Here is a 24,645-nt window from a genome sequence, read left to right on the forward strand (position 1 = left end):
GTGCGCCCGTGGCGGCGGCAAGACCGCCCGGGGCGGAGCCCTACGCGATCCCCGGTCCGTTCGCGCCCCCGGTCGGTTGGTGCTCCGGTCGGTCCGGGTCTCGGGGCCGGTCGGTCCGGGCCAGGGGCCGTTCGCTCCCGCGGTCCCGTCCGGATCACGGTCCGGTCCTCGCCCCTGGCCGGTCAGAACGCGTAGCGGATCGGCATCCAGGGGGTGTGCGCGGCCACGAGGCCGCGGACCGTCTCCACCGCCTCCGCCTTGACGGTGCCGCGGTACCGGACGTTGAGGCTGCCGTTCTCCGAGCGTTTGGCCTGCTGGATCTCCGGGCGCCAGATCGCGTCCTCGGCACGCGGGTGCCACGCCATGTTGACCTCGTGGAGGTCCCGGTTGTGGGTCAGCATGATGACCTCGGCCGCGGCCTGCTCCTTCACCGACCGCGGCAGGACGTCGTCCATCTGCTGGAGCAGCTGTGCCCACGCCTGCTCCCACCCGGGCCTGATGACGACGGGGGAGAGGTTGAAGTGCACTTCGTAGCCCGCCTCGACGAAGTCCGCCGCGGCCTCGATGCGCCTGGCGACCGGGCTGGTCCGGATGTCCAGGAGGCGTGAGTCGTCCTGCGGCATCAACGAGAAGCGCACGCGGGTGCGCCCCCGGGGATCGAACGCCAGAAGATCGGGATTCACGAACTTGGTCGCGAACGAGGCCTTCGCCGTGGGCCAGCGCGTGAAGGCGTGCACCAGGTCGGCGGTGTTGTCACTGATCAGTGCGTCGACCGAGCAGTCGTTGTTCTCGCCGATGTCGTAGACCCACGCGGCCGGGTCGCACTGGTTCGGCTCCCGCTTCGGGCCCTGCGCGATGACATGGCGCCGCAGCCGGCCGATCAGCGCGTCGATGTTCGTGAACACGGTGACCGGGTTGGCGTAGCCCTTGCGGCGGGGGACGTAACAGTAGGAGCAGGCCATGGCGCAGCCGTTCGCCGCGCCCGGGGCGATCCAGTCCGCCGACCGGCCGTTGACCCGCACGGTCAGCGTCTTCTTCTCGCCGAGGACGAGGACCGTGCTCTTGATGCGCACCCAGCGGTCCGCGTTTCCCTTGTTGCCGTGCAGTTCCGGGATGCGCCAGTGCGAATCCGCCGGGATGACCTCGGCGTCCGGATACCGCGCGATGATCGCCCGGCCGCGAGGGGAGGCGGCGGCGGCCGCCTCCGCGTGGATCTCCTTGACCGCGAGCATCCTCCGGGCCTCGTCGGAGTCGCGGAAGAGCGGTCCCGAGGGCCCGGGCGCCCCGGGACCGGCAGCGAGGTCGTCGAGAGCGAACAGCCCGTCCTGCTGCACGTCCGGGCCGCCGGACGAGTGGGGGGTGTGCATGGCCGCTCCAGGCTCGGTGGCATCAGGACCCCACCGTACGAGGAGTGACGCGGCACCGCGTCACGCGCTCTCCGCGGGGGACCCGTCCGGGGCGGCTCCCCCGCAGGCCGCGCGGCCCCTCCGGGCCTTCGTCGTCCCCCGAAGGAGACCGCCCGCCGGAGCGGCCTCGCCCCGGCACTCGTCCGGGCCTGTCCGCGCCGCTTCGGAGCCGGCCCCGAAGCGGATGCGGGCGAGCGGTCCTCAGAGCTGGAACTCGGCCGGCGAGAGCCCCAGCGCCGCGCACGCCTCCTGGAGCACCATGTGCTCGGCCTGCGAGAAGTCGCCGTCCGCCCCGGCGACGACGATGCCCGTCTGGACGACGGCCCTGGCCTCGACCGGCTTCTTCGCCGCCTTGGCGATCTCCTGCATCGCCTCCGCCTTGCCCTGGTGGAAGTCCCGGCTCAGCTGGTCCACATGCTTGTTGAACCGCTGGCGCAGCTGCTCCGCGGGGAAGTTCTGCAGGACGTCGTTGCCGAGGATCAGCGACTCCACGTGCTGACGCTCCGCAGCGTCCACGTGTCCGTCGGCGGCGGCCACGAGGGCGCACATCGCCATGCTCGCGTCGCGGTAGGCGCCGCTCTTGAGCTCGGTCTTGAGCGAGGTGAGCTGATTCTTGAGGGCGCCGACCAACTGGGCGCGCGAGCCGCCGCCGGACCGGGACCCTCCACGTCCGCCTGCCTGGGCGCGTCCCTGCTGACCCTGCTGCAGAGTCCTTGCCTGGTCCTTGAGCCGATCCCACACTGCCATCCGACGTCACCTCGGTCATCGTCTGAACTGCCGGTCGCGAAACCTCGCGTGTACACATGACCCAACGGCCCGCTGCGGGTAAAGGTTCCGCAAAGTGCGCTCACCGCCGTCCCACCGTCCGCGGCTCACCGCCCGCCGCACGGTTCCCTCCCGCTCGTATCCTCGGCGCATGACGTCAGGCACCAAGGGCAGCGGACCGGACCACGTCACCCTCAGGCAGATCCTCGACCACGACGAGGAGGGCGTCCTGCGCCTGCTGCTCGCCCCCACGGGGCAGGACGTGACGGTCGTCGGCGTGGTCATCGGTGACGAGGAGCCGGCCCGCACGCACGCCGGGCGGATCGTGCTGGCGGCGGGCCTGCCGCCCGATCCCGCCACCGCCGGCACGGCGGTACGGGAAGCGGCGCGGCGTGGCGCCTCGGCGCTCGTGCTCCGGGAGCAGGAAGGTGCGCCGCTGCCGGCACAGGCCCTTGCCGCGGCCGAGGAGTGCGGCATCGCGCTGCTCGTCCGTGCCTCGTGGGCGGACTGGGGGGACGCCCTCGCCCTGCTCCGGTCGGCGACCGCCTTCGCCGCGGCCGGGCGCGACGACCTCATGGCTGATGCCACCACCGGGGGTCTGGCAGCCCTCGCCGCGGCCACCGCACGGCTCTGCCGGGGTTCGATCACCGTGGAGGACCCGCAGTTCCGGGTGCTCGCGCACTCCGCCACGGGGCCCGAGGCCGACGGGCTGCGCCGGTCCACGATCCTGGGCGGCCGCGTACCGGAGTGGCGGGTCGCCGAACTGCGCCGCAGCGGGCTGGTGCAGACCCTCAGGACATCGGGTGACGTCATCCACCGGGCCGCCGACGGCGACACCCCCGAACGCCTCGTCGTGGCGGTCCGCGGCGGCGGCGAGATGCTGGGCTCGCTGTGGGCCGCCGCCGACGGCCGGCGGCTCTCGCCCGACGCCGCCCAGGTGCTCCGGCGTGCCGCCGCACTCGCCGTCCCCCACCTCCTGCGCCACCGGATGCGCGAGAGCGGCACCCTGCGGAGAGAGGCGCACGCCCTGCGCGGCCTCCTCCACGGAAGCGGTGACCGGCGGGCCCATCTGTGGTCGCTCGGACTGACGCCCGATGTTCCCTGCGCGGTCGTCGTGGGCGTGCGCGCGTCCCCCGAGGAGCCCGGATCGGAGGACCGCACCCTGGAGGCGCTTGCGGTCCAGGCCACCGCCCTGCGGCCCGACGCCCGTGTCCTGCGCGAGGTGGACACGATCGCCGTGCTGCTGCCGGCGCACGACGGCGGACAACCGCGTCACGACGCGGGACAACCGGGTGACGCACTCGCGCTGGCCCGGGAACTGGACGCACTCGCGGCCCGGACGCCCGGTGCGCCGCCCGTGTGGACCGGCGCCGGAGGGACGGTGGGTTCCGGCCTCGACGCCTCGCTGTCGTACGAGGAGGCGCTGCTGGTCGTGCGCGCGCTCCGGGACCGTGAGGGGCGGGGCCGGGACGCGCACCCCGTGCGCAGTGCCGGGCCCGACCAGGTCGGAGCGACGATCGAGGCCCTGCGCATGCTCGACGCGGTGCGGCCCGTATGGGAGTCGGGCACCGGCCCCGTGCACGAGCTGATCCGCACGGACCTCGCGGCGGGCGGCGAACTGGTGCGGTCCCTCGCCGCCTACCTCGAGACCCCGGGGGACGTCGCCTCCGCCGCCCGGCGTCTGACGCTGCACCCCAACACGCTCAGGTACCGCCTCCGCCGCGTCCGTGAACGCTTCGGCGTCGACCTCGACGACCCCGACACCCGGCTTGTCGTCACGCTCGCCGTTCGCCTGAGCGGGATGCCGTGAGGCACACCCTCCACGGCATGTGTCCGGCCCGCCAAAGCACGGGCGCCGCTTTGTGCGTGCCGACGATGACGCACAGGGAGCATGCGGGCCAGTCTGGATCCGTCCCGCCACGCGCCCGCCGGTGTGTGGCACGGCCCCACCGAAAGCCCTGCCGTGACCTCCGTGAGCACGTTCCCGACCGGACCCGCCGTCCCGACCACCGCGCACCGCGTTCCCGTGGTGCTGCGCCGGGCCCTCGCCACCGGGCTGGTGGGGGAGGAGCAGCCCGTCGCCGGGTTCCTGGACACCGACGGCATCCGAGCCTCGGTCGCGAGCCTCCAGGAGGCGTTCGCCCACGCCCCCGACGTGCTCCACACGTTCGCCGTCAAAGCGGCGTCCCTGGTCCCCGTGCTCCGGCTGCTCGCCCGGCTCGGCATGGGGTGCGAAGCGGCCAGCCCGGGTGAGCTGCGCCTCGCGCTCGACGCCGGTGTCCCCCCGTCGCGGATCGTGCTCGACTCGCCCGCCAAGACCCGGCAGGAGATCAGGGAGGCGCTCGCCCTCGGGGTGGCGCTCAACGCCGACAACCTCGACGAGTTGCGCCGCATCGACGCGCTGCGCCCCGCCGACAGCGCCTCCGTCATCGGTCTGAGGGTCAACCCCCAGGTAGGCGGCGGTTCCATCGGGGCGATGAGCACCGCGACCGCGACCTCGAAATTCGGCGTGGCGCTGCGCGACCCGGGCGCACGCGACCAGGTCGTGGCGGCGTTCGCCGAGCGGCCCTGGCTGACCCGGCTGCACGCGCACGTCGGTTCCCAGGGGTGCCCGCTCGAACTCATCGCCGAGGGCGTCGCGGAGACGTACCGGCTGGCCGAGGAGATCAACACCGCGCTCGGCGCACGACGGATCACCAGCCTCGACATCGGTGGCGGGTTGCCCGTCAACTTCGAGGACGATGCGACGCGCCCGGCGTTCGCCGACCACGCGCGGGTCCTGGGCGAGGCCGTGCCGGGGCTCTTCGACGGCCGCTACGCGCTCGTCACGGAGTTCGGCCGGTCGCTGCTCGCCAAGAACGGGTTCATCGCCGCGCGCGTGGAGTACATCAAGGAAGCGGGCGGCCGGCGCATCGCCGTCACCCACGCGGGAGCACAGACCGCCACGCGGACCGTCCTCATGCCCGACGCCTGGCCGCTGAGGGTGGGCGCCTTCGACGCCCACGGCGATCCGCGGACCGGACCGCACCTGCGCCAGGACGTCGCCGGGCCGTGCTGCTTCGCCGGTGACGTCGTCGCCCACGGCCGCGAACTGCCGGAACTGGCGGAAGGCGACCACGTCGTCCTGCACGACACCGGGGCGTACTACTTCTCGACCCCCTGGGCGTACAACAGCCTGCCCCGTCCGGCCGTGTACGGCTTCACCACGGGACAGGCCGGCGACGTACGGCTGGTCACCGTGCGGGCGCCGCAGACGCTCGACGAGATCGCCGCGGAGAGCGGACTGGCCCACGCCGACGCGCTGGTCGGCCCGGACGCCCCGGACGGGTCCTGAGCCCCGGCCGCCACGGCTCTACGGCACGCGCGCCGTCCACTCCGGGCTGCTGAACTTCGTGGCGGCCAGTTCCTCGGCGCGCGCCAGTTCCGCGGCGGTGACCTGTCCGGCGGCGAGCCCGTAGCGGCCCCGGAAGGAATCGACCATGCGGTCGATCACCGTCTCCCGGGGCAGACCCGTCTGGCGGCGCAGCGGATCCACGCGCTTCTTCGCGGACGCCGTCCCCTTGTCGGACATCTTCTCCTTGCCGATGCGCAGGACCTCCAGCATCTTCCCGGTGTCGATGTCGTAGGACATGGTGACGTGATGAAGGATCGCTCCGGGCCCGCCGTCCGGCCCGACCATGCGCTTCTGCGCGGCACCCGCGATCTTCCCGACGTCCGTCGCGATGTCGTTCAGCGGCTGGTACCAGGCCTTGATGCCCATGTCTCCGAGCGCCTCGAGCACCCACTCGTCGAGGTAGGCGTACGAGTCGGCGAACGACAGCCCCGAGACCAGGGACGCGGGGACCGAGAGGGAGTACGTGATCGTGTTGCCGGCCTCGACGAACATGGCCCCGCCGCCCGAGATACGGCGCACCACCGTGACTCCGTGGCGTGCCGCCCCCTCCGGATCCACCTCGTTGCGCAGCGACTGGAAGCTGCCGATGATGACGGCCGGCGCGCCCCACTCCCACACGCGCAGCGTGGGGGGCCGCCGCCCCGCGGCGACCTCGGCGGTGATCACCTCGTCGAGGGCCATGTGCAGCGCGGGCGACTGCGCACCCTCGCGGATGAGCTGCCAGTCGTAGTCGGTCCAGTCGGTGGCCTGGGCGAGCGCGCGGCGCACCGCCACGGCGACGCCTTCCGCGGTGATCCCGTACATGACGGTGCCCTCGGGCAGCGTGGCCTCGATGCGGGCCGTCAGGCCGGCGGCGTCGGTGTCGGCGGGGGCGCCCTCCAGGGCCTCGTCGATCGCGGTGATCGCCTCGTCGGGCTCCAGGAAGAAGTCGCCCGCCACCCGGACGTTGCGCAGTACGCCCGCGTGGTTCTCCAGATCGACCACGACGAGCTTGCCGCCAGGAACCTTGTATTCGCCGTGCATCGCCGAGCCTCCGCTGAGTGGAATCACCTTCAGCCCAGCGCACGGGCGCCCCGATATCTTCCCGGCGCGCCGTCCCGCGCCTGTCCCGTGCTGTCCCGTACGACTGCACGGCGGACCGGTGGCGGGGCGGGGAGGCCCCGACAAGCTCCGGCGGACGGCGGCCGGCCGGGTCGGTACGGTCCGCGAACGGCCGCCGAAGCACCTGGACCCCCGGGCCTGGATCCCGGCCATCGACCGTGACCCCGAACCCCGTACCTGAACTCCGAACGCCCCGGCAAGGAGCAGCATCCGTGTTCACCACCCGCCCCACCCTTCAGGGCACCTTCGGCATGGTGTCCTCCACCCACTGGCTCGCCTCGCAGTCCGCGATGGCCGTCCTGGAGGACGGCGGCAACGCCTACGACGCGGCCGTGGCCGCCGGATTCGTCCTGCACGTCGTCGAGCCGCACCTCAACGGTCCGGCGGGTGAGGTCCCGATGATCCTGGCCCCGAGGGACGGCGAGGTGCGGGTGCTCTGCGGCCAGGGCCCCGCCCCCGCCGGTGCCTCGGCCGCGCACTACCGGTCGCTCGGTCTCGGCCTGGTCCCCGGTACCGGGCCGCTCGCCGCCGCCGTGCCGGGTGCCTTCGACGCCTGGATGCTCCTGCTCCGCGACCACGGGACGAAGACCGTCGCGGAGGTCCTGCGGTACGCCGTCGGGTACGCCGAGGACGGCCACCCGCCCGTCGAGCGCGTCGGCCTGACCGTGGAGAGCGTCCGTGAGCTCTTCGAGACGGAGTGGCAGAGCTCCGCCGACGTCTACCTCCCCGGCGGTAAGGCGCCCACGCCGGGTGAGCTCTTCCGCAACCCCGCGCTCGCCGCGACCTGGCGCCGCCTCATAGCCGAGGCGGAGAGGACGGGCGGCGACGACCGCGTCGCCCAGATCGAGGCCGCCCGCGCCGTGTGGCGCACGGGCTTCGTCGCCGAGGCGCTCGTCCGCCAGGCCGGCGTCCCCACCCTGGACACCAGCGGGATCCGCCACACCGGCACGCTCACGGCGGCGGACCTGGCCGGCTGGTCCGCATCGTACGAGGCCCCCGCCACGTACGAGTGGAACGGCTGGACGCTGGCCAAGGCCGCCGCCTGGAGCCAGGGCCCCGCCTTCCTCCAGCAGCTCGCCCTCCTCCCCGCCGAACTCCCGGCGTACGGCTCCGCCGCGTACGTCCACCTGCTCGTCGAGGGCTGCAAGCTCGCCATGGCCGACCGCGAGGCCTGGTACGGAGACGCGGCCGGAGTGCCGCTGGACACCCTGCTCTCCGAGGCGTACAACGACGAACGCCGGGCGCTGATCACCGGCAGCGCGTCCCTGGAACTGCGCCCCGGCAGTTCCGACGGCCGCACCCCGGTCCTCAGCGCGCACGCCCGGGCCGTCGCCTCCGGGGACGCCGGTCCCGGCGTCCTGGGTGCGCCGGCCGCCGGGGCGGGCGAACCGACGGTCGCCAAGGACGGCGCGACCCGCGGGGACACCTGCCACCTCGACATCGTCGACCGCTGGGGCAACATGGTCGCCGCGACCCCCAGCGGCGGTTGGCTCCAGTCCAACCCGGTCGTGCCCGAACTCGGCTTCCCCCTCGGGACCCGTCTTCAGATGGCCTGGCTCGACGAGGGCCTGCCGAACACGCTGACCCCCGGACGCCGCCCGCGCACCACCCTCACCCCCTCGCTCGCCCTCCGGGACGGGGTCCCCGTCATGGCGTTCGGGACGCCCGGCGGCGACCAGCAGGACCAGTGGCAGCTGCACTTCTTCCTCGCCGTGGCACTCCGCGGCACCGTACGCGGAGGCCTCGACCTCCAGGGGGCGATCGACGCCCCGAACTGGCACAACGACAGCTTCCCCGGCTCCTTCTTCCCGCGCGGGATGCGGCCGGGCAGCCTGACGGTCGAGGAGGGCACGGACCCCGGGGTCGTCGCGGAACTGCGCCGCCTCGGCCACGACGTGACGGTCGGCGAACCCTGGTCCGAGGGCCGCATGTGCGCCGTCGCCCGGGACCCGGAGACCGGCATCCTGTCCGCCGCGGCCAATCCGCGCGGCATGCAGGGCTACGCCGTGGGCCGCTGACCTCCTGGCGGGAGCCGTTCCGGCGGACCGTGCTTAGCTGGAGGCATGATCGATGACTTCCTGTACGGGACCGCCGGGACCTCCGGCCAGCTGACCGAGGTGGAAGCGGCGGTGCGGGCAGCGGTCGCCGCCGAGATCCTGCCGCGCTACCAGCAGCTCGCCGCGCACGAGATCGTCGAGAAGAGCGGCCCGCACGACCTGGTCACCGCCGCCGACCGCCTGGCCGAGGAGCACCTCACGGCCTCCCTGACCCGGCTGCTGCCCGGTTCGGTCGTCGTGGGCGAGGAGGCCGTCCACGCCGACCCCGCCGTCTACGACGCGCTCGGCGGCGACGCACCCGTCTGGATCGTCGACCCGGTCGACGGCACCCGGCAGTTCGTCCACGGCGAGCCCGGCTTCTGCACGCTGGTGGCCCTCGCCCTCCACGGGCAGGTGCACGCCTCCTGGACGTACGCCCCCGTCCTCGGAGAGATGGCCGTCGCCCTCAGGGGGCGCGGCGCCACGCTCAACGGCACCCGGCTGCACAGCGGTTCGCCCGCACCCGGCGCGGTGCTCAAGGTCGCCATGTCCCACCCGGACTACACGTCGGACGCCCAGAAGCGGGCCCTGCTCGGCCTGCGTACCGATGGCATCGACGCCCGCGCGTGCGGATCTGCGGGCCTGGAGTACCTCGCCGTCGCCATGGGCGCCCAGGATGCCGTGGCCTTCAACTGGGAGTTCGCCTGGGACCACGCGGCGGGGCTGCTGCTCGTCACCGAGTCGGGCGGTGCGCAGTCCACCCTGTCGGGTGCCCCCTACCGCCTCACCGGTGGCAACGACCTGCCGTTCACGGCGGCCAGGGACGCGGCCACGGCCGAGCGGATCCTGCACGCGCTGCGCACCGGCCGCCAGGGATCGGGCTCCACAGGTAACTGACGGGGCGTCACTCGTCGGAGTGGCCTCCCCGGCCGTCGGCTCGCAGGCTGCGGACACCTTCCGTGACGGAGGCGTCCGGGCGCCCCGGGCCGGCAGGGGGAGGGGCGGCGCGGTCCAGCACCGCGCGCACGTCCCGTACGACGCGGGCCGCCGTCTCCACCGCGGGCGCGTCCAGGCCGCGCAGGGCGGAGGAGACCGCGTCGGCGAAGCCCGCGGGGGTGTCCGGCAGGGCGGCGGCGGAGGCGAGCGCGCCCTTCTCGTTGAGGCACCACGCGCGGTGGTGGGCGTGCAGGGCCTGGGCGAGGACGCCGAAGGCCCTGGACAGGCACAGGGCGACGTGGAGCGTGTCGCCGGACGGGGCCGACTTGCGGGCCGAGGCCACCAGGAAGTCCGCCTCCCACGCTGCCTCGACGAGCGCGCGGCGCAACGGCTCCGGATAGGCGCGTACCGCGTCCTGAAGGGCCGTCAGTTCGCCCTGCGGGTCCTGGAGCACCCGGCCCAGCGCGACCTCGCCGACGTAGCACGGAGACCAGAAGCCCAGCGGGTGGCCGGGCTGCGTCCCCACCTCGAAGCGGCCTTCGCGGCAGTCCGACCGGACCGACTCCACCCGGTCCAGGTCGCGCAGGATCCAGTCGACCGCGACACCGTCCACCGTGAGCCAGGCGCCGCCGTTCACCCACGGGCCCCAGCCGCCGGGGCCCGCCACCTGGACCGGAGCCCCCTGGACCTCGGACGCCAGCGCGGTGAGAGCGGCCAGGTCGAGGGCGCCCCGGTAGTACACGCCCAGATCCCAGTCGGAGTCGGGGCGGTGGGTCCCCCGGGCGCGGCTGCCGCCCAGGACGACAGCCCTGACCCCCGGCACGCGGACGAGCCGCGGAGCCATGGCGGCGACGGCGGGAGTGGGTGCGTATGAGTCCTTCATCGGGCCGGAGGCTACCCGGAGGTCCGTCGCCGGTGCGCCCGAATATCCTGGGTGCCCTGGCCATCGGCTGACGAAGGAGTCCGAAGGTGCCATCGATGCTTGATGCCGTCGTCGTCGGGGCGGGCCCCAACGGCCTCACGGCCGCGGTCGAGCTGGCCCGCCGGGGCTTCTCCGTGGAGGTCTTCGAAGCGCGGGACACGATCGGGGGCGGCGCCCGGACCGAGGAGCTGACCCTCCCGGGGTTCCGCCACGACCCCTGTTCCGCCGTACACCCCCTCGGCATCGGCTCACCGGCATTCCGCGCCATGCCACTGGCCCGCCACGGCCTCGAATGGCTCCACGCGCCGCTCGCCCTGGCCCACCCCTTCCCGGACGGCTCCGCCGCCGTGCTCACCGGGTCGGTCGGCGAGAGCGCGATGTCGCTCGGACCGGCCGACGCGGGCGCGTACCGCCGTCTCGTCGCCCCCTACACGGGCCACTGGGACACTCTCGCCGCGGACATGCTGCGCACCCCCTGGGACGGGATGCCGAGTGACCCGTACCGCTGGGCGCGGTTCGGGCTGGACGCCGTGCAGCCGGCCTCGCTGCTCTCGCGCCGCTTCCGGGGGGAGAAGGCGCGCGGTCTCGTCGCCGGGCTCGCCGCCCACGCCATCGCCCCCGCGAGCGGCCTGGCGACGGGCGGGATCGCCCTGATGTTCGCGCTCGCCGCGCACGAGAACGGCTGGCCGATGCCCCGGGGCGGCTCGCAGGCCGTCTCCGACGCCCTGGCCTCCTACCTGCGCGAGCTGGGCGGTGCGATCCGTACGGGCACGGAGGTGAGGCGGCTCGACGAACTCCCGCCCGCCCGCGCCTACGTCTTCGACACCTCGCCGAGCGCGCTCGCACGGATCGCGGGCCTCGGCGGCGCCTACGACCACTACCGCTACGGCCCCTCCTGCTTCAAGATCGACTACGCGCTGTCGGGTCCCGTGCCCTGGACGGCCGAGGAGGCCCGGCGCGCCGGCACGGTCCACGTCGGTCCCACGGCCGCCGAGATCGACGCGTCCCTGCGCGCAGCGGGGGCCGGCCGCGACCCGGGCGTCCCCTTCCTGATCACCGCGCAGCCCAGCCTCGTCGACCCCGGCCGCGCCCCCGAGGGCCGCCACGTCTTCTGGGTGTACGGGCACGTCCCGGCCGGCTGGGAAGGCGACGCGACGGACGTGATCGAACGTCAACTGGAGCGATTCGCACCCGGGTTCCGCGATCTGGTGCTGGCCCGGGCCGTCGCCGGACCGCCGCAGCTCGCGGCGCGGAACGCCAACTACGTCGGCGGGGACATCGCCTGCGGAGCCTTCGCGGGGCTGCAGACGGTGATACGGCCCCGGCTCGCCCGGGTGCCGTACGCCACCGCCCACCCCGCCGTCTTCCTCTGCTCCTCGGCCACGCCCCCCGGCCCCGGTGTGCACGGCATGTCCGGTCACCACGCGGCCAAGGCGGTGTGGCGGCGCCTGCGGGCGGCGTGAGCGCGGTCCCGGCCGTGCGTGCTCAGCCGGTGGGCGCCAGCACCGCCGTCCGGCCGCCGAGCGCCGCCGAGAAGGTGTCCGTGACCTGGGCCAGGGCTTCGGCGGCAGCCGGAGCGACCCCCAGCCTGCCGTCCGTGCCGGTCGTGATGTCGGTGTCGAGGGTGAACCAGCCGGGGACGATGTGCGCGGCCCCCATCGAACTCAGCACGGGACGCAGTGCGTAGTCGATGGCGAGCACATGGGCCGTGCTCCCGCCGGTGGCCAGTGGCAGCACCGTCTTGCCCGCCAGCGCGAACTGGGGGAGCAGGTCCAGCAGGGACTTCAGCAGCCCCGAATAGGCGGCCTTGTAGACGGGGGTGCCTATCACCACCCCGTCCGCCCCGGCGAACAGCGCCGTGGCGGCCACGACGGCCGGATGCCCGAAATCGGCACCGAGCAGCGCATCGGCGGGCAGGGTGCGCACGTCCAGCGGGGTCACGTCGTGGCCCTGGTCCCGGAGCCGGTCGTCCAGGTGACGCAGGAGCCGTGCGGTGCGCGAGGTGGCGGAGGGACTTCCGGAGACGGACAGGATGGTCGCCATGGGGGCGGGCCCTTTCTCTTCGGGTCGGGTCAGGGGCAAGGGCGGTAGCAGGAGCGGCTCAGCGGCCGCGTCGACGGATGCGGGCCGGCCCGACGGACGCCGGGACGGCGCTCACCAGGCGCTCGAATCGACGGTCACCACCGGCACCAGCTCGTTGCGCACGGTCTCCAGGAAGGTGACGATCTCCGCGGCCACCGAGCGGTGCTGCAGGTCGTTCAGTACGTCGTGGTGCGCCCCGTGCACGACGGAGAGGCGGGCGCGCGGCAGCGAGGACGCCGTGCGGGCGAGCGCCTCGCGGTCGGCGAGCGGGTCGGCGTCCCCGACCAGGAACAGCGCGGGGACGCCCGTGCCACCGCCGTACGCCGCTGCCAGCAGGGACTCGCCGACCGGCTCGTCGAGTGCTCCGCGCCGGACCCCGCCGTCCTCGGACAGGGTCCCCCGGTGAGCCGGGCATGAGGTACGCACGTCGAGTTCGTCCTCCCAGGTGGCGGCGGACGCGGCGCCCCGGCCGGGGACGCCCGCGAGCACCAGGGCGTCGGGCCCCCAGGCGTCGGGCGCGCCGCCCTTGGCGGCGAGCGCCGCGACGGCGGCCGCCCCGCTGTCGGCGGCCACCACGACGAGGGGCCGGGCCACCCCGTCCGCCCCGGTGGCGGTGCCCTCGGCGGCGACGGCGAGACGCTCACCGAGCAGCGTCAACGACGTTCCGGGGTCCGCGGTGTCGAGGGCGGGCGCGTCGACGACCCGCACCCGGTAGGCGTCGGCGGCCAGCCGCCTGCCGAGCCGGGCATAGGTCGCGCGGGTCTCGCCCCGCCCGGGTACGACGAGGACGGTGCCGCGCGTACGGAGGCCCTGGGGGCCGAGGTGGTCGGTGTACTCGGTCATGTCGGCTCCTGCGTGTGCGGGTCTGCGGGTTGCGTGCCTGGCCGGGGGTGTACGGCCCGCTTCAGGCCCCCGCGGGCTCACGCCCGGCGGTGTGGCGGTTCGCGGGGACGGGCAGGCCGAGGTTGCCGCGGAGGGTGTCCGCCTCGTACTCGGTGCGGAACAGGCCGCGCTTCTGGAGGAGCGGTACCACCCCGTCCACGAAGCGGCCGAGGTCGTCGTTGTTCCGGAAGGCGAGGTTGATGCCGTCCAGCGTGCCGGCGTCGTACCACCGCTCGATGGTGTCGGCGACGGTCTCGGGGGCGCCGACGAAAGGGGACCGGCGGAACGCGTTCGCGGATTCCGCGACTTGACGCAAGGTCAGGTTTTCGGCCGCCGCCCGTTCGATGATCTTCGCCGCACCCGTCCGGCCCCCCTTCTCGGCGAGGTGGGCGACGTCCGGGAAGGGTGCGTCCAGGTCGTGGGCGCTGAAGTCGTAGGCGCCGAACGAGCGGCCCAGGAGCGCGAGGTTGCTCGCGAAGTCGTTGTCCTCCTCGAAGATCTCCCGCTCCCTGCGCCGGGCCTCCTCGTCGGTCGCGCCGACGACCGGACCGCCGTGGATGAAGACCTTGATGTGGTCGGGGTCGCGCCCGTGGGCCGCGGTGCGCTTCTTGATGTCGGCGTAGTACTCCCTCGCCTGTTCCAGCGTGCCGCCGGGCGCGTAGATGCCCTCGGCGACGCGCGCGGCGAGGTCCCGGCCCTCGGGGGAGACGCCTGCCTGGAAGATGACCGGCTGGCCCTGCGGCGAGCGCGAGAGGTTCAGCGGGCCGGCGACCTTGAAGTGCTCACCCTCGTGGTCCAGGGCGTGCAGCTTCGACGGGTCGAGGAAGACGTCGCGTTGCACGTCGGCGGGGAACGCGTCGTCCTCGTAGGAGTCCCACAGCCCCCGCGCCACCCGCACGAACTCCAGGGCCCGGCCGTAGCGGGTGGCGTAGTCGAGGTGTTCGTCGAGCCCGAAGTTCCTCGACGTCCCGGTGTCGAAGCTGGTGACGACGTTCCAGCCGGCGCGCCCGCCGCTGATGTGGTCGAGCGAGGCGAACCGGCGGGCCAGGTTGAAGGGCGAGTTGTACGTCGAGCTCGCCGTGCCGACCAGGCCGATGTTCCGGGTGTGGGTGGCGACCGCCGACAGCAGGGTCAGCGGCTCCAGCCGGTTGAGGTAGTGCGAGGGGTAGGTGGCGTTGATGAACTGGCTGTCCACGACGAACAGCGCGTCGAACAGGGCGTGTTCGGCCGCCTGGGCCTGCTGGATGTAGTAACCGATGTCGATGCTGGCGTTCTTCGCGACGGCCGGGTCCTTCCACAGGCCGTGCTGGCCGGGGCCGCCGACGCCGTACGGGTGCAGTGCGAGGTGGATCCTGCGGGACATGGTTGTTCCTCTCGGTGGTCTCGGGACGTGCTGCCGGGGCGCCGGCGGTCAGCCGCTCAGCTGCGCGCGGAGGGCCTCGCGCTCGGTCCGGTCGGCGGTGCGCGTGTGGAGCGTGGGGGCTGAACCGACGAGCAGCCGGGTGTACGGGTGCCGCGGGTGGTTGACGACGTCACGGGCCGTGCCCACCTCGACGAGCTCACCCCTGTAGAGCACGGCGATGCGGTCGGCGGTGCCGGCGACGGACCCGAGGTCGTGGGAGATGAGGACGAGGGCGGTCCCGGAGTCGCGCAGTTCCTTCAGGATCTCCAGGACCTGTACCCGGTTGGCGGAGTCCAGGGCGCTGACCGGCTCGTCGAGGAGGACCAGGGCGGGCCCGGTGACCAGCGCACGGGCCACCGCCACCCGTTGGCGCTGCCCGCCCGACAACTCCCCGGGCAGGCGCCGGAGCAGGTCGTCGGACAGCCGGACCCGGTCGAGGTACGCACGCGCCCGCCGCCCGGCCTCCTTGCCCGGGACGCCCTGGACGAGCAGCGGCTCGGTCAGGGAGTCCTCGACCGTCAGGTCGGGGTCGAGGCTGCGCAGGGGGTCCTGGAAGACGTACTGCACCACGCCCCGGCGCCGCAGCGCCCGCCACCGGCGGGCGCCGTAGCCGGTCACGTCCTCGCCGCCCACCCGGATCGAACCGGCGGACGCCTCCACCAGGCCGAGCACGGCGCGGGCCAGGGTGGACTTCCCGGAACCGGTCTCGCCGATCAGCCCGACGGTCTCGCCGGGTGTGACGCTCAGCGACACCCCCCGCAGCGCGTGCCGGCTCCGGCGGGCCCAGCCGTAACGGACGTCGAGGCCGTCGATCTCCAGGACGGGGGCTGCCGCCTCGTGGTCCCGCCGGGCCGTGTCCGCCCGGGGTGACAGGGCCGTCACGACGCCTCCTTCACGGTGAGGAACCTGTCCAGGCCGTACTGCTCGTGCTCGGCGATGAGCAGCCGCGTGTACGGGTGCCGGGGGTCGTGCAGCACCGACCGCGTCGGGCCCTGCTCCACCACCTCGCCCTGGCGCATGACGAGGACCTCGTCGCACAGCTGGGCGACGACGGCGAGGTCGTGCGAGACGACGACGAGTGCGAGGCCGGTGCGCTCCCTCAGCTCGGCCAGCAGGTCGAGGATCTCGGCCTGCACGGTGACGTCCAGGGCCGTGGTGGCCTCGTCGGCGATGAGCGCCCGGGGTTCGACCGCGATCGCCGCCGCGATGAGCACGCGCTGCAGCATGCCGCCCGAGAGCTCGTAGGTGTACTGGCCGTAGACCAGCTCCGGGTCCCTCAGCCGCACCGCCGCGAGCAGGTCGAGGGCGCGGCGCCGCGCCTCGCGCCGCTTGACGCCCTGCTTGACCCGGATCACCTCGGCGATCTGTGCGCCCACCCGGATCGAGGGGTTGAGGTAGGACGCGGGGTCCTGGAAGACCGCGCCGACCGTGGTGCCCCGCAGGGCCGTCCACTGCCGGGGTGTCAGGGTGGAGATGTCGGTGCCCTCGATCTCGACCGACCCCGCCGACACGCCGAAGTGCGCAGGCAGGATGCCGAGCACCGCCCGGCAGGTGAGCGTCTTGCCGCTGCCCGACTCACCGACGATCCCGATCGCCCGTCCCGGTGTGAGCTCGAAGCCGACGCCGTGGACGATCTCCCGGCCGGTGACGCCGTCGCTGATGCGGACGTCGCGCACCGCGATCACCGGCGGACCGGGCGGGGCGTCAGGTACGCCGCTCCCGGACACCCCGGCGGCGGCGTGCACCGGGTTCTTCGACAGCGTCCTCATCGGGAACCTCCTGCGGATACGGGTACGGATGTGCCGCTACGGGCCTCGCGGCTGCGGACCAGCGCCCGGCCGGCCTCGCCGGAGACGTCGCGGATGGCGTCGGCGAGCACGTTGCACGCCCAGACGGTGACCATGATCAGCAGGGCGGGTGCCACCGGAGCCCACGGCTGGTGGCTGAGATAGCCCAGGTCGGAGGCCAGCAGCCCGCCCCACGTGGGAGCGGGTGGCTGCACGCCGATGCCGAGGAAGGTGAGGCTGGAGACGATCACGAAGCCGACGCCGATGGTCTGGGCGAGTGCGACCGCGATCGGCGGCAGCACCTTGACCCACACGTGGCGGCGCACGATCCAGCCGACGGACGCGCCGGAGACGATGGCGGCCTCCACGTACGGCGAGCGCGCCACGGCCAGGGTGGCGGCGCGCGCCACCCGGTAGAACAGGGGCGAGACCAGGACTCCCGTGACGAGCATGGCCTGCGTGATGCCGTTGCCCAGGAGGGCGATCACCGCGATGGCGAACAGCATGAAGGGCAGTGCGACCAGGGTGTCGGCCAGACGGAGCGTCAGCCATTCGAAGACCCGGCCCGAGTACACCGACAGGATGCCAGGGACCGCGCCGGTGACCAGCGCGGTCAGCGCGACTTCGAGTGATCCGAGGACGCTGATCCGCGAACCGTCGAGGAGACGGCTGAACACGTCGCGGCCGAGGTAGTCCGTGCCCAGCCAGTGGGCGGCCGAAGCGGACGCGAGCGGGTTGTCACTGGTGGCCAGCGGGTCCTGCGGAGCGAGCCAGGGGCCGCAGACGGCGAGCACGGCGACCAGGAGGAGCACGGCCAGGGCGATCCGGCCGGAGGCGAGCGAGAGAACGCGGCGCACCATGTCAGACCCCCCGCTGGGATGCCGGCATGACGCGCGCCAGCACCAGGTTGATGACCAGGTTGAAGGAGACGACCAGCACGATCGACACCACGAGCACCCCCTGCACCGCGGGCACGTCGCCGGCCTGGGCGGAGTCGTTGGCGAACCGGCCGAAGCCCTGCAGGCCGAAGATCCACTCCGTGACCACGGAGGCACCGACGAGCGCCGGGAACTTCTGCCCGACGGTGGCGAGCGCCGGCCCGAGGCCGTTGCGCAGGACATGCCCGAAGAAGATCCGCCGGGGGCTCAGCCCCCGGACCACCGCGCCCGTCACGTAGTTCTCCCCGTACGCGGCGATGAGGCTGGACCGCAGCTGGCGTGCGACGTCGGCGACGACGTCGAAGCTCAGAGCGAGCGCGGGGAGCGTGATGTGGGCGAGCCACGGGCCGAATCCCTGCTCGGCCGGGATGTAGCCGGCCGAGGGGAAGAGGCCGAGTCCGACCGCGAGGACGGAGACCAGCACGATGCCCACGACGAAGGCCGGCATCACCGAGATCACGGTGACGAACCCGGTGATCGCCCGGTCCACGGCCGTGGTGCGGCGCAGGGCCGCCACCGTGCCCAGGACGAATCCGGCGACGACTCCGATGACCAGCGCGAGGGCCGCGACCGAGAGGCTCACCCCGAGGCCGAGCCCGATCAGCGTCGAGATGTCCGCGCCGTTGACCCAGCTGGTCCCGAGCTGTCCGCGCAGGACGTCCGCGAACCAGTCGCCGTACTGCGTGAGGAACGGCTTGTCGAGCCCCCACTGGGCCTCGACGCGCTGGATCGCCTCCGGGGTGGCGTCCTCGCCCAGCTGGATCCGCGCCGGGCTGAGGCCGCTCAGCGACCGGAGCGCGAAGGTCACGAAGGTCGCCACCAGGAACACCGGTACGAAGATCGCGACCGTCCGGCCGAGGGCGGCGGAGATCCGCCCCGCCGCGTGCCGCGTCCTGCTCCCGGCGGCCCGGCGACGGCGTTCGGCGGTGACCTGTGGTGGGGTCGTGGTCATGAGGCTGCCTCCTCTCTGCGGTGGACGGATCGTCAGGAGGTGCCGGCGATCTTCACGCCGGTCCAGTCGATGTGGGCGGGGTTCTTCGGCAGGCCGGAGACCGACGGGCTCTTGGCGAACAGGTTCGGCGAGGAGAAGGTGAAGATGAGGGCCCTGCTCCGCAGGCCCGCCCGCGTCGCCTCCTGGAGCGTCCGGGCGTACCCGGGCGCGTCCAGCGGTGTCCGGCGGACCTTCGCCACGGCCTCCTTGAAGCCGTCCGGCTCGTACGGGCTGCTGAGGTTCAGCGGGCCGTTCGGGCCGAAGTGGGCGGTGAGGGTCTGCACCGCGGAGTCCCGGCCCGTCGTCGAGTACAGGGAGAAGGCCAGGTCCTTCGCGAAGAACGGGGTGGCCCAGTTCTTGTCGATCTTGATCGTGACCTTGACGCCCACGGCTGCCAGCTGGGACTGGACGATCTCGGCCTGCGGATCCTCGGCGGGGATGACCAGGTCCAGCTTGATGTCACCGGGGGAGTGGCCCGCGTCGGCGAGCAGCTTCCTCGACTTCGCCGGATCGTAGGGGTAGGCCCCCTCGGACCGGCCGTCGTAGGCGACGTACCCCTTCGGGAAGGGCTGGTCGGTGGTCTCGCCGTGACCGAAGGTCAGCTTCTTGACGAACTCCTCGCGGTCGACGGCATGGCGGAGGGCGTCGACGACCCTGTCGTCGTCGAACGGGGCCTTGTTGACGTTGAGGCTGATGTTCGACGCGTTGAAGCCGGGCTGGGAGAAGACGTCCAGCCCCGCCTCCGAGGCGGCGTCGGCCTGGCTCGGGGCCAGGTCGGCGAAGTTGTAGACCCCGGTCCGCAGACCGGAGACGACGGTCGAGGCGTCGGGTGCCGAGACCAGCTCCACGTGGTCGATGTGGATGTTCGCGGCGTCCCAGTAGTCGGGGTTCCTGCGCAGGACGGCCTTGGTGCCGGGGACCAGCTGGTCGACGACGAACGGGCCCGCGCCGACCGGGTTGCGGTCCAGCTTCGCGGGATCCGCCGAAGCCTTGGGACTGGCGATCTGCAGGACGCGCTCGCCGAGCAACTGCGGTATCTGGTAGTCGACCTGAGTGAGGTTCAGTGTCGCGTCGAGGCCGTGCGCCTCCACCGAGCCGATCGACGTGAGGTCTCCGAAGAGCGCCGAGTTCTTCTGCTTCTGCGCCCGTTCGATGGCCGCCTTGACCGCTGTGGCGTCGACGGGCTCGCCGTCGCTGAATTTCAGGCCGGGACGTACGTGGAAGGTGATCCGGTCGCCCTCGGCGTTGTACTCCCAGCTCTCGGCCAGGTCGGGGACGGCCTTCCCCTCCTCGTCGGTGCGCGTCAACGACGCGTACACCAGAGCGAGTTCGCGGAACTGCGCGCCACTGCCCGATACCACCGGGTCCCAGTGCGCGGGGAAGTAGGAGGAGGCCCATTTCAGCCGCGCGTCACCGGAGGCGGACGCGGCGCCGCCGCAGGCGCTGAGCGCCGGGATGAGCAGGGCGACGAAGGCGGTTCCGAGGGCGGCGGCCCTCAGGCCGCCCGCCCGGCGGGCCGACCGGTCGTCCGGTCGGTGGCGGATCGTGTGTCGTGCGGACATCGCGTTCTCTCTCGTGGGTCCCGGCCCGGAACAGGGCAGGGAGAAGCGGGAGGGCCGCGGGGGAAGGCGCACGGCACTCTCACGGAGACGTCGTCACCCGTGCGGGCAGGGGCGCCGGAGGAAGCGGGCGCATGGCCGGGCAGGGCAGGGTCCGTCCGGGGCGTCGAAGACTCGCGAACCGGTACGGGGGTGCGACGACAGGGCGCGACGGGAAGCTGAGACCGGCGCGGAGGGCAGGCACGGATCGGTGGACCGGCTGGAGGCCGGTGCTGCCGACGGAGGTCGGGCAGTGCCTGCGGAACAGGACAGGTGCGGGGTCAGCGACAGAGTGCGCTGGAGGTGCGCCGCAGGTCCACGTAGCGGCACACCACACCGGGGTGCGTCGTGAGCATGGGCTCATCCTGGCGCCGGGATTCCGCGCCTGTCAATGGACACCCTTTGGTGTCTCATTGGGCGGGACGGCGCTCAACCGCAGCTCAGCGCCCTGCGTGAGGTGACGCGGCCGTCGCGGGGTGCACTGATGCCTCGTCAGGATGCAGCCAGAGGACACCGTTCGCACTTCCGGCCGGCACGGCTCCGGGGGGCGGCCAGGCGCCCGGTGCCAACTCCCGCCGCTCCGGCTCGGTCAGGCTCCTGTGATGCTCCAGCGCCCGGCCGGGAGAGAGCCGGGCCGCCGTCTCCAGCAGTCCGGGGACCAGTTCCTCGAACGCCGCCGCGTACGCCTCGTACGGCCGCCAGCCGGGGACCGCGCGGTACCCGGACGGGGCACGCACCAGGAGCGTCGGCAGCGCGTAGCGCAGATCCCCGTCGGGAGTCTCCCTGGCGGCTCCGGGATGCGGTGATCCGCCCCGTACGGACAGGACTTCGGGGACCGGTGTGCGTGCCTCCGCGCGGTCGGCGCGGACCCGTTCCAGGACCCCGGGCGAGGACGCGTCCGCCCGCAGCCGCTCCGCGTCGAGCCCGGGGACGCCCCGTACGGCCGCCGTCGCGCGTGCGGTCGTGTCGGCGGGATCACCCAGGACGAACACGCTCTCCCGCAGCCGGCGCAGTACATGCCGCGCCACCTCCTCCCCCTGGAGTTCGGCGGCGGCGGCCACCAGCGAGGAGGGCCAGGAGCTCGCCGCGACGCGCCTCAGCCGGGGCGCCCGCGGAGCGCCCGTATGGGAGCTGATCTCCTCGACGTGCCGCGCGTACCAGGCGGTCTCGGCCGCCGGGTCGGGCGCCGGGTCGTCCGTGTCGTCGAAGAGGATCGCGTACACCCGCCGCCATCCGGCCCGGTCCCCGAGTCCGGCACGCAGCCTGCGGAACACCGGCTCCGAGCCCCACGCCCAGGGGCACATCGGATCGGTGAACTCCACCACCTGCACGGGCGGTTCGCCCGGGTGGCCGGTCACGCGGCACCGGGTACGGGCTGTCGCGCGGCCGACCCGGCGGGCAGCAGGGAGGCCACCGTCAGCCCGCCGAGGACCGCCGCCGCGTCCGACTCGACCTGGCGCCAGACGCCCGGCAGGCCCGCGGCGGGCCCGGGGTAGTCGAGCCCCGCCAGCGACTCACCCCGGAGGGTGATCAGTTCACCGTCCACGGCACGCACGACGTCCAGCAGCGGGATCTCGTCGGCCGGCCTGCCGAGCCAGTAACCGCCCTCGCAGCCGCGCTGACTGCGCACCAGCCCGGCCTTGCGCAGCTCGCCCACCACGGACTTGAGGAATCTGAACGGAATGTCCTGCGAAGAGGCGATGGCTTCGCAGGAGAGCGGACGGCCGGGATCACTCGCGAGCTCCAGAAGGGCGCGCGTGGCGTAGTCCGCCTTCGCGGAGATATGCATGCGCCCATCATGCCCCGGAGCGGGACGCCGGGCGAGGCTCGCCCGGCGGGCGGGCTCGATTCGTTGCGGGAACATTGCCGCAGGTGAAGCACAAAGGACACCTCTTGACATCCTTTTCGCCGCGCCTCTAGCGTCCCTGCCATGAGCGAGCCGTCGACCATCCCCGGCGAGGGGTTCCACCCTCACCTCCACGGCGCCCCCGGCAGCCCCGCGGTGCCCCTGCGCAGTCGTCTGCACCACATCCGTGCGGACGCCCTCGACGGCGACACGGCGCAGACGGGCGGTATGCGCAGATTCAGCGCCGTCAGCGGGAGGACCGTCGGCTCCGAGAAGCTGTGGATGGGGCAGACCCACGTCGCACCCTCGACCGCCTCCTCGGACCACCATCACGGCGAGTCCGAGACCGCCATCCATGTGGTCAGCGGTCACCCGGAGTTCGTCTTCGTCGACGACTCGGGGGGCGAGCCGGAGGAGATCCGGCTGCGCACCTCACCCGGCGACTACATCTTCGTCCCGCCGTTCGTGCCGCACCGCGAGGAGAACCCCGACCCGGCGGAAGAGGCCGTGGTGGTCATCGCGCGCAGCACCCAGGAGGCGATCGTGGTCAACCTGCCGGGCCTCTACGCGCTCCCGCCCGACGGGACGCGCTGACCCCCCGCTCCGCACCCCTCGGTCGGCTCCGGCGCGGGGGCGGTACTCCCAACCCGCCTGCCCGCGTCCGGAGTTCGCCGGCGCGGCCGGCGGCGGTCACAGTGCGTCGGGACCGCGCTCACCCGTGCGCACCCGCACCGCCGTCTCGACGGGCAGCGCCCACACCTTGCCGTCACCTATCCTGCCCGTCCGCGCGGCACGGACCACCGCGTCCATGACCGGTTCCGCGTCGGGGTCCTCGACGAGCACCTCTATACGGATCTTCGGCACCAGGTCCACGCGGTACTCGGCTCCGCGGTACACCTCGGTGTGACCGTGCTGGCGCCCGTAACCGCTGGCCTCGGTGACCGTCATGCCGTGTACTCCGAGATCCCGCAGGGCGGTCTTGACCTCGTCGAGGCGGTGCGGCTTCACGACCGCGGTGATGAGCTTCACGGGGCGGTGCTCCTGTTCCTGGAGAGGGGTGCGGAGTGGCCCGGAGCGAGCGACGCGGCATGCCCGGGACCGCCGTGATCGTAGGCGCTCTCCGCGTGCACCGTCTGGTCCAGGCCCGTGAGTTCGTCGTCCTCGGAGGCACGCACCCCCATGACCGCGTCGATCGCCCTGCCGATCCCGTACGTCACCAGGAACGTGTACGCGGCCACCGCCAGGACGGCCACGGCCTGCCGTGCGAGCTGGCCCGCCCCGCCGCCGTAGAACAGCCCCTCCGCGCCGCCGGTCATCGCGGCCGTCGCGAACAGGCCGACGAGGAGGGTGCCGACGACGCCTCCGACGAAGTGCACGCCGACGACGTCCAGCGAGTCGTCGTAGTCGTAACGGAACTTCCACGCCACCGCGTAGGAGCAGACCACACCGGCCACGAGACCCACGGCGGCGGCGCCGAGGACGCCGACGGTGCCGCAGGCGGGTGTGATGGCCACCAGCCCGGCGACGACCCCGGACGCCGCACCGAAGGTGGTCGGATGGCCGTCGCGCCGCTGCTCGACGAAGAGCCAGCCGAGCAGGCCGGTGCACCCGGCGACCAGGGTGTTGAGGACCGACGCGGCCGCCAGCCCGTTGGCGCCGAGGGCCGAGCCCCCGTTGAAGCCGAGCCAGCCGAACCACAGCAGGCCGGCGCCGAGCATCACCATCGGCAGGTTGTGCGGCCGCATGGCGTCCTTCTTGAAACCGATGCGCGGTCCGATCACCAGGGCGAGGGCGAGGCCGGACGCCCCGCAGGCGATCTCGACGACGAGGCCGCCGGCGAAGTCCAGGGCGCCGAGCGAGTCCCTGATCCATCCGCCCGTCCCCCACACCCAGTGGGCCACGGGAACGTATACGAGGAGCGTCCACACCGGCACGAACACCAGCCACGCCCCGAACCTCATGCGGTCCGCGACCGCCCCGCTGATCAACGCCGCCGTGAGGATCGCGAAGGTGAGCTGGAAGGTGGTGAACAGCAGGGTGGGTACGCTGCCGGTCACGTCGTCGGGGCCGATGCCGGCCAGGCCCACCTGCCCGAGACCGCCGATGAGCCCGCCGAACACGTCGTCGCCGAAGGCCAGTGAATAGCCGGCGACCAGCCAGACGACGGTGACCAGCGCGATCGACACGAAGCTCATCATCAGCATGTTGAGGACGCTCTTCGTGCGGACCATCCCGCCGTAGAACAGGGCGAGGCCCGGTGTCATCAGCAGGACGAGAGCGGTGGCGGCGAGCAGCCAGGCGGTGTCGCCTGTGTCGAGGCCCGCCGAGGCCAGGGGCACGGCATTCAAGAGGGTTCCCTCCTCGGGGAGGCGTGGGGGACGGCCCTGAGAGGGTCGCGGGCGCTCGTTTCACCGAGGACGCCGTCAGGTTTCCGGCGTGTTTCATTGCGGCGAGGTGACCGAATCCTCACGGTGGACACACCCCAGGGCTCAGGTGCCGTACGGGAGGGGCGATCGAGGCCGGCCGGACCTGCGCGCACCGGTCGCGGCGTGAGGCTCA

22 protein-coding genes are annotated in these 24,645 nt (G+C 73.2%); 6 read left to right on the forward strand and 16 right to left on the reverse strand.

Translation table 11 applies throughout. The features are described 5' to 3' along the window. Window positions 1–182 precede the first annotated feature (182 nt). Together OHT61_RS26720 and OHT61_RS26725 are read right to left on the reverse strand one after the other, a co-directional pair. Complete coding sequence (locus tag OHT61_RS26720) at window positions 183–1,367, reverse strand: spore photoproduct lyase family protein (RefSeq protein ID WP_329041711.1); 1,185 nt, start codon at window positions 1,365–1,367, stop codon at window positions 183–185. A 240-nt stretch (window positions 1,368–1,607) separates the two neighbouring features. Further along, window positions 1,608–2,153, reverse strand: coding sequence for a tellurite resistance TerB family protein (locus OHT61_RS26725; RefSeq protein ID WP_329041713.1), 546 nt, complete (start codon window positions 2,151–2,153; stop codon window positions 1,608–1,610). Window positions 2,154–2,322: 169 nt separating this feature from the next. On the opposite strand from OHT61_RS26725, the gene OHT61_RS26730 reads away from it, so the two are divergent. Further along, on the forward strand, window positions 2,323–3,981 hold the full coding sequence (locus tag OHT61_RS26730) for a PucR family transcriptional regulator (protein ID WP_329041714.1): 1,659 nt from the start codon (window positions 2,323–2,325) through the stop codon (window positions 3,979–3,981). A gap of 81 nt (window positions 3,982–4,062) precedes the next feature. Further along, complete coding sequence (locus OHT61_RS26735; protein WP_443049541.1) at window positions 4,063–5,505, forward strand: diaminopimelate decarboxylase; 1,443 nt, start codon at window positions 4,063–4,065, stop codon at window positions 5,503–5,505. Between the two features lie 18 nt (window positions 5,506–5,523). Here the strand turns inward: OHT61_RS26735 and OHT61_RS26740 are convergent, their stop codons facing one another. Next, complete coding sequence (locus tag OHT61_RS26740) at window positions 5,524–6,588, reverse strand: lipoate--protein ligase family protein (protein WP_329041717.1); 1,065 nt, start codon at window positions 6,586–6,588, stop codon at window positions 5,524–5,526. Window positions 6,589–6,878: 290 nt separating this feature from the next. Between OHT61_RS26740 and OHT61_RS26745 the strand changes: the two genes are divergently transcribed. After that, window positions 6,879–8,684 (forward strand): gamma-glutamyltransferase family protein, encoded by a 1,806-nt coding sequence (locus OHT61_RS26745; protein ID WP_329041718.1) that lies wholly within the window; start codon window positions 6,879–6,881, stop codon window positions 8,682–8,684. A 45-nt stretch (window positions 8,685–8,729) separates the two neighbouring features. Beyond that, a complete protein-coding gene (locus OHT61_RS26750) occupies window positions 8,730–9,599 on the forward strand; it encodes an inositol monophosphatase family protein (RefSeq protein ID WP_329041720.1) in 870 nt (289 codons plus the stop codon). Window positions 9,600–9,606: 7 nt separating this feature from the next. Here the strand turns inward: OHT61_RS26750 and OHT61_RS26755 are convergent, their stop codons facing one another. Next, a complete protein-coding gene (locus tag OHT61_RS26755) occupies window positions 9,607–10,521 on the reverse strand; it encodes a nucleotidyltransferase domain-containing protein (RefSeq protein WP_329041721.1) in 915 nt (304 codons plus the stop codon). An 86-nt stretch (window positions 10,522–10,607) separates the two neighbouring features. On the opposite strand from OHT61_RS26755, the gene OHT61_RS26760 reads away from it, so the two are divergent. Further along, entirely contained in the window at window positions 10,608–12,023 is a 1,416-nt protein-coding gene (locus OHT61_RS26760; RefSeq protein WP_329041722.1) for a phytoene desaturase family protein, read from the forward strand. Between the two features lie 22 nt (window positions 12,024–12,045). On the opposite strand, the gene ssuE is transcribed toward OHT61_RS26760, so the two are convergent. The 10 genes from ssuE to OHT61_RS26810 form a co-directional block, all read right to left on the reverse strand. Beyond that, entirely contained in the window at window positions 12,046–12,603 is a 558-nt protein-coding gene (gene ssuE, locus OHT61_RS26765; protein ID WP_329041723.1) for an NADPH-dependent FMN reductase, read from the reverse strand. 111 nt (window positions 12,604–12,714) lie between these two features. Next, window positions 12,715–13,485 carry an alpha/beta hydrolase gene (locus OHT61_RS26770; RefSeq protein ID WP_329041724.1) on the reverse strand — a complete coding sequence of 257 codons (771 nt, stop codon included), beginning with the start codon at window positions 13,483–13,485 and terminating at the stop codon, window positions 12,715–12,717. 61 nt (window positions 13,486–13,546) lie between these two features. Then, a complete protein-coding gene (locus OHT61_RS26775) occupies window positions 13,547–14,887 on the reverse strand; it encodes an NtaA/DmoA family FMN-dependent monooxygenase (protein WP_329041725.1) in 1,341 nt (446 codons plus the stop codon). A gap of 48 nt (window positions 14,888–14,935) precedes the next feature. Next, complete coding sequence (locus tag OHT61_RS26780; RefSeq protein WP_443049631.1) at window positions 14,936–15,799, reverse strand: ABC transporter ATP-binding protein; 864 nt, start codon at window positions 15,797–15,799, stop codon at window positions 14,936–14,938. A 5-nt stretch (window positions 15,800–15,804) separates the two neighbouring features. Then, window positions 15,805–16,695, reverse strand: a complete 891-nt coding sequence (locus tag OHT61_RS26785) for an ABC transporter ATP-binding protein (protein WP_329041727.1) — start codon at window positions 16,693–16,695, stop codon at window positions 15,805–15,807. Beyond that, window positions 16,692–17,573, reverse strand: coding sequence for an ABC transporter permease (locus OHT61_RS26790; RefSeq protein WP_329041728.1), 882 nt, complete (start codon window positions 17,571–17,573; stop codon window positions 16,692–16,694). The genes OHT61_RS26785 and OHT61_RS26790 overlap by 4 nt, the downstream gene beginning before the upstream one ends. Before the next feature lies 1 nt (window position 17,574). Continuing rightward, entirely contained in the window at window positions 17,575–18,603 is a 1,029-nt protein-coding gene (locus OHT61_RS26795) for an ABC transporter permease (protein WP_329041729.1), read from the reverse strand. 32 nt (window positions 18,604–18,635) lie between these two features. After that, window positions 18,636–20,204, reverse strand: a complete 1,569-nt coding sequence (locus tag OHT61_RS26800) for an ABC transporter substrate-binding protein (RefSeq protein WP_329041730.1) — start codon at window positions 20,202–20,204, stop codon at window positions 18,636–18,638. Window positions 20,205–20,680: 476 nt separating this feature from the next. Then, on the reverse strand, window positions 20,681–21,598 hold the full coding sequence (locus OHT61_RS26805; RefSeq protein ID WP_443049543.1) for a DsbA family oxidoreductase: 918 nt from the start codon (window positions 21,596–21,598) through the stop codon (window positions 20,681–20,683). Continuing rightward, window positions 21,595–22,029: an RrF2 family transcriptional regulator gene (locus tag OHT61_RS26810; RefSeq protein ID WP_329041732.1), complete on the reverse strand. Its 435-nt coding sequence runs from the start codon at window positions 22,027–22,029 to the stop codon at window positions 21,595–21,597. The genes OHT61_RS26805 and OHT61_RS26810 overlap by 4 nt, the downstream gene beginning before the upstream one ends. A gap of 141 nt (window positions 22,030–22,170) precedes the next feature. On the opposite strand from OHT61_RS26810, the gene OHT61_RS26815 reads away from it, so the two are divergent. Further along, on the forward strand, window positions 22,171–22,680 hold the full coding sequence (locus OHT61_RS26815) for a cupin domain-containing protein (protein ID WP_329041733.1): 510 nt from the start codon (window positions 22,171–22,173) through the stop codon (window positions 22,678–22,680). A 96-nt stretch (window positions 22,681–22,776) separates the two neighbouring features. Here the strand turns inward: OHT61_RS26815 and OHT61_RS26820 are convergent, their stop codons facing one another. Both OHT61_RS26820 and OHT61_RS26825 read right to left on the reverse strand, forming a co-directional pair. Next, on the reverse strand, window positions 22,777–23,115 hold the full coding sequence (locus OHT61_RS26820) for a P-II family nitrogen regulator (RefSeq protein WP_329041734.1): 339 nt from the start codon (window positions 23,113–23,115) through the stop codon (window positions 22,777–22,779). Then, window positions 23,112–24,434, reverse strand: a complete 1,323-nt coding sequence (locus OHT61_RS26825) for an ammonium transporter (RefSeq protein WP_329041735.1) — start codon at window positions 24,432–24,434, stop codon at window positions 23,112–23,114. The genes OHT61_RS26820 and OHT61_RS26825 overlap by 4 nt, the downstream gene beginning before the upstream one ends. Between the last annotated feature and the right edge of the window lie 211 nt (window positions 24,435–24,645).

The sequence above is a fragment of the Streptomyces sp. NBC_00178 genome (assembly GCF_036206005.1).
Lineage (GTDB): Bacteria > Actinomycetota > Actinomycetes > Streptomycetales > Streptomycetaceae > Streptomyces.

Bases quoted from the DNA above. Each gene is read 5' to 3' on its own strand.
- OHT61_RS26730 (WP_329041714.1), top strand. From the start codon at position 2,323: ATGACGTCAGGCACCAAGGGCAGCGGACCGGACCACGTCACCCTCAGG.
- OHT61_RS26755 (WP_329041721.1), bottom strand. From the start codon at position 10,521: ATGAAGGACTCATACGCACCCACTCCCGCCGTCGCCGCCATGGCTCCG.
- OHT61_RS26785 (WP_329041727.1), bottom strand. From the start codon at position 16,695: ATGAGGACGCTGTCGAAGAACCCGGTGCACGCCGCCGCCGGGGTGTCC.
- OHT61_RS26775 (WP_329041725.1), bottom strand. From the start codon at position 14,887: ATGTCCCGCAGGATCCACCTCGCACTGCACCCGTACGGCGTCGGCGGC.
- OHT61_RS26795 (WP_329041729.1), bottom strand. From the start codon at position 18,603: ATGACCACGACCCCACCACAGGTCACCGCCGAACGCCGTCGCCGGGCC.
- OHT61_RS26790 (WP_329041728.1), bottom strand. From the start codon at position 17,573: ATGGTGCGCCGCGTTCTCTCGCTCGCCTCCGGCCGGATCGCCCTGGCC.
- OHT61_RS26735 (WP_443049541.1), top strand. From the start codon at position 4,063: ATGCGGGCCAGTCTGGATCCGTCCCGCCACGCGCCCGCCGGTGTGTGG.
- ssuE (WP_329041723.1), bottom strand. From the start codon at position 12,603: ATGGCGACCATCCTGTCCGTCTCCGGAAGTCCCTCCGCCACCTCGCGC.
- OHT61_RS26725 (WP_329041713.1), bottom strand. From the start codon at position 2,153: ATGGCAGTGTGGGATCGGCTCAAGGACCAGGCAAGGACTCTGCAGCAG.
- OHT61_RS26815 (WP_329041733.1), top strand. From the start codon at position 22,171: ATGAGCGAGCCGTCGACCATCCCCGGCGAGGGGTTCCACCCTCACCTC.
- OHT61_RS26810 (WP_329041732.1), bottom strand. From the start codon at position 22,029: ATGCATATCTCCGCGAAGGCGGACTACGCCACGCGCGCCCTTCTGGAG.
- OHT61_RS26770 (WP_329041724.1), bottom strand. From the start codon at position 13,485: ATGACCGAGTACACCGACCACCTCGGCCCCCAGGGCCTCCGTACGCGC.
- OHT61_RS26750 (WP_329041720.1), top strand. From the start codon at position 8,730: ATGATCGATGACTTCCTGTACGGGACCGCCGGGACCTCCGGCCAGCTG.
- OHT61_RS26720 (WP_329041711.1), bottom strand. From the start codon at position 1,367: ATGCACACCCCCCACTCGTCCGGCGGCCCGGACGTGCAGCAGGACGGG.
- OHT61_RS26800 (WP_329041730.1), bottom strand. From the start codon at position 20,204: ATGTCCGCACGACACACGATCCGCCACCGACCGGACGACCGGTCGGCC.
- OHT61_RS26740 (WP_329041717.1), bottom strand. From the start codon at position 6,588: ATGCACGGCGAATACAAGGTTCCTGGCGGCAAGCTCGTCGTGGTCGAT.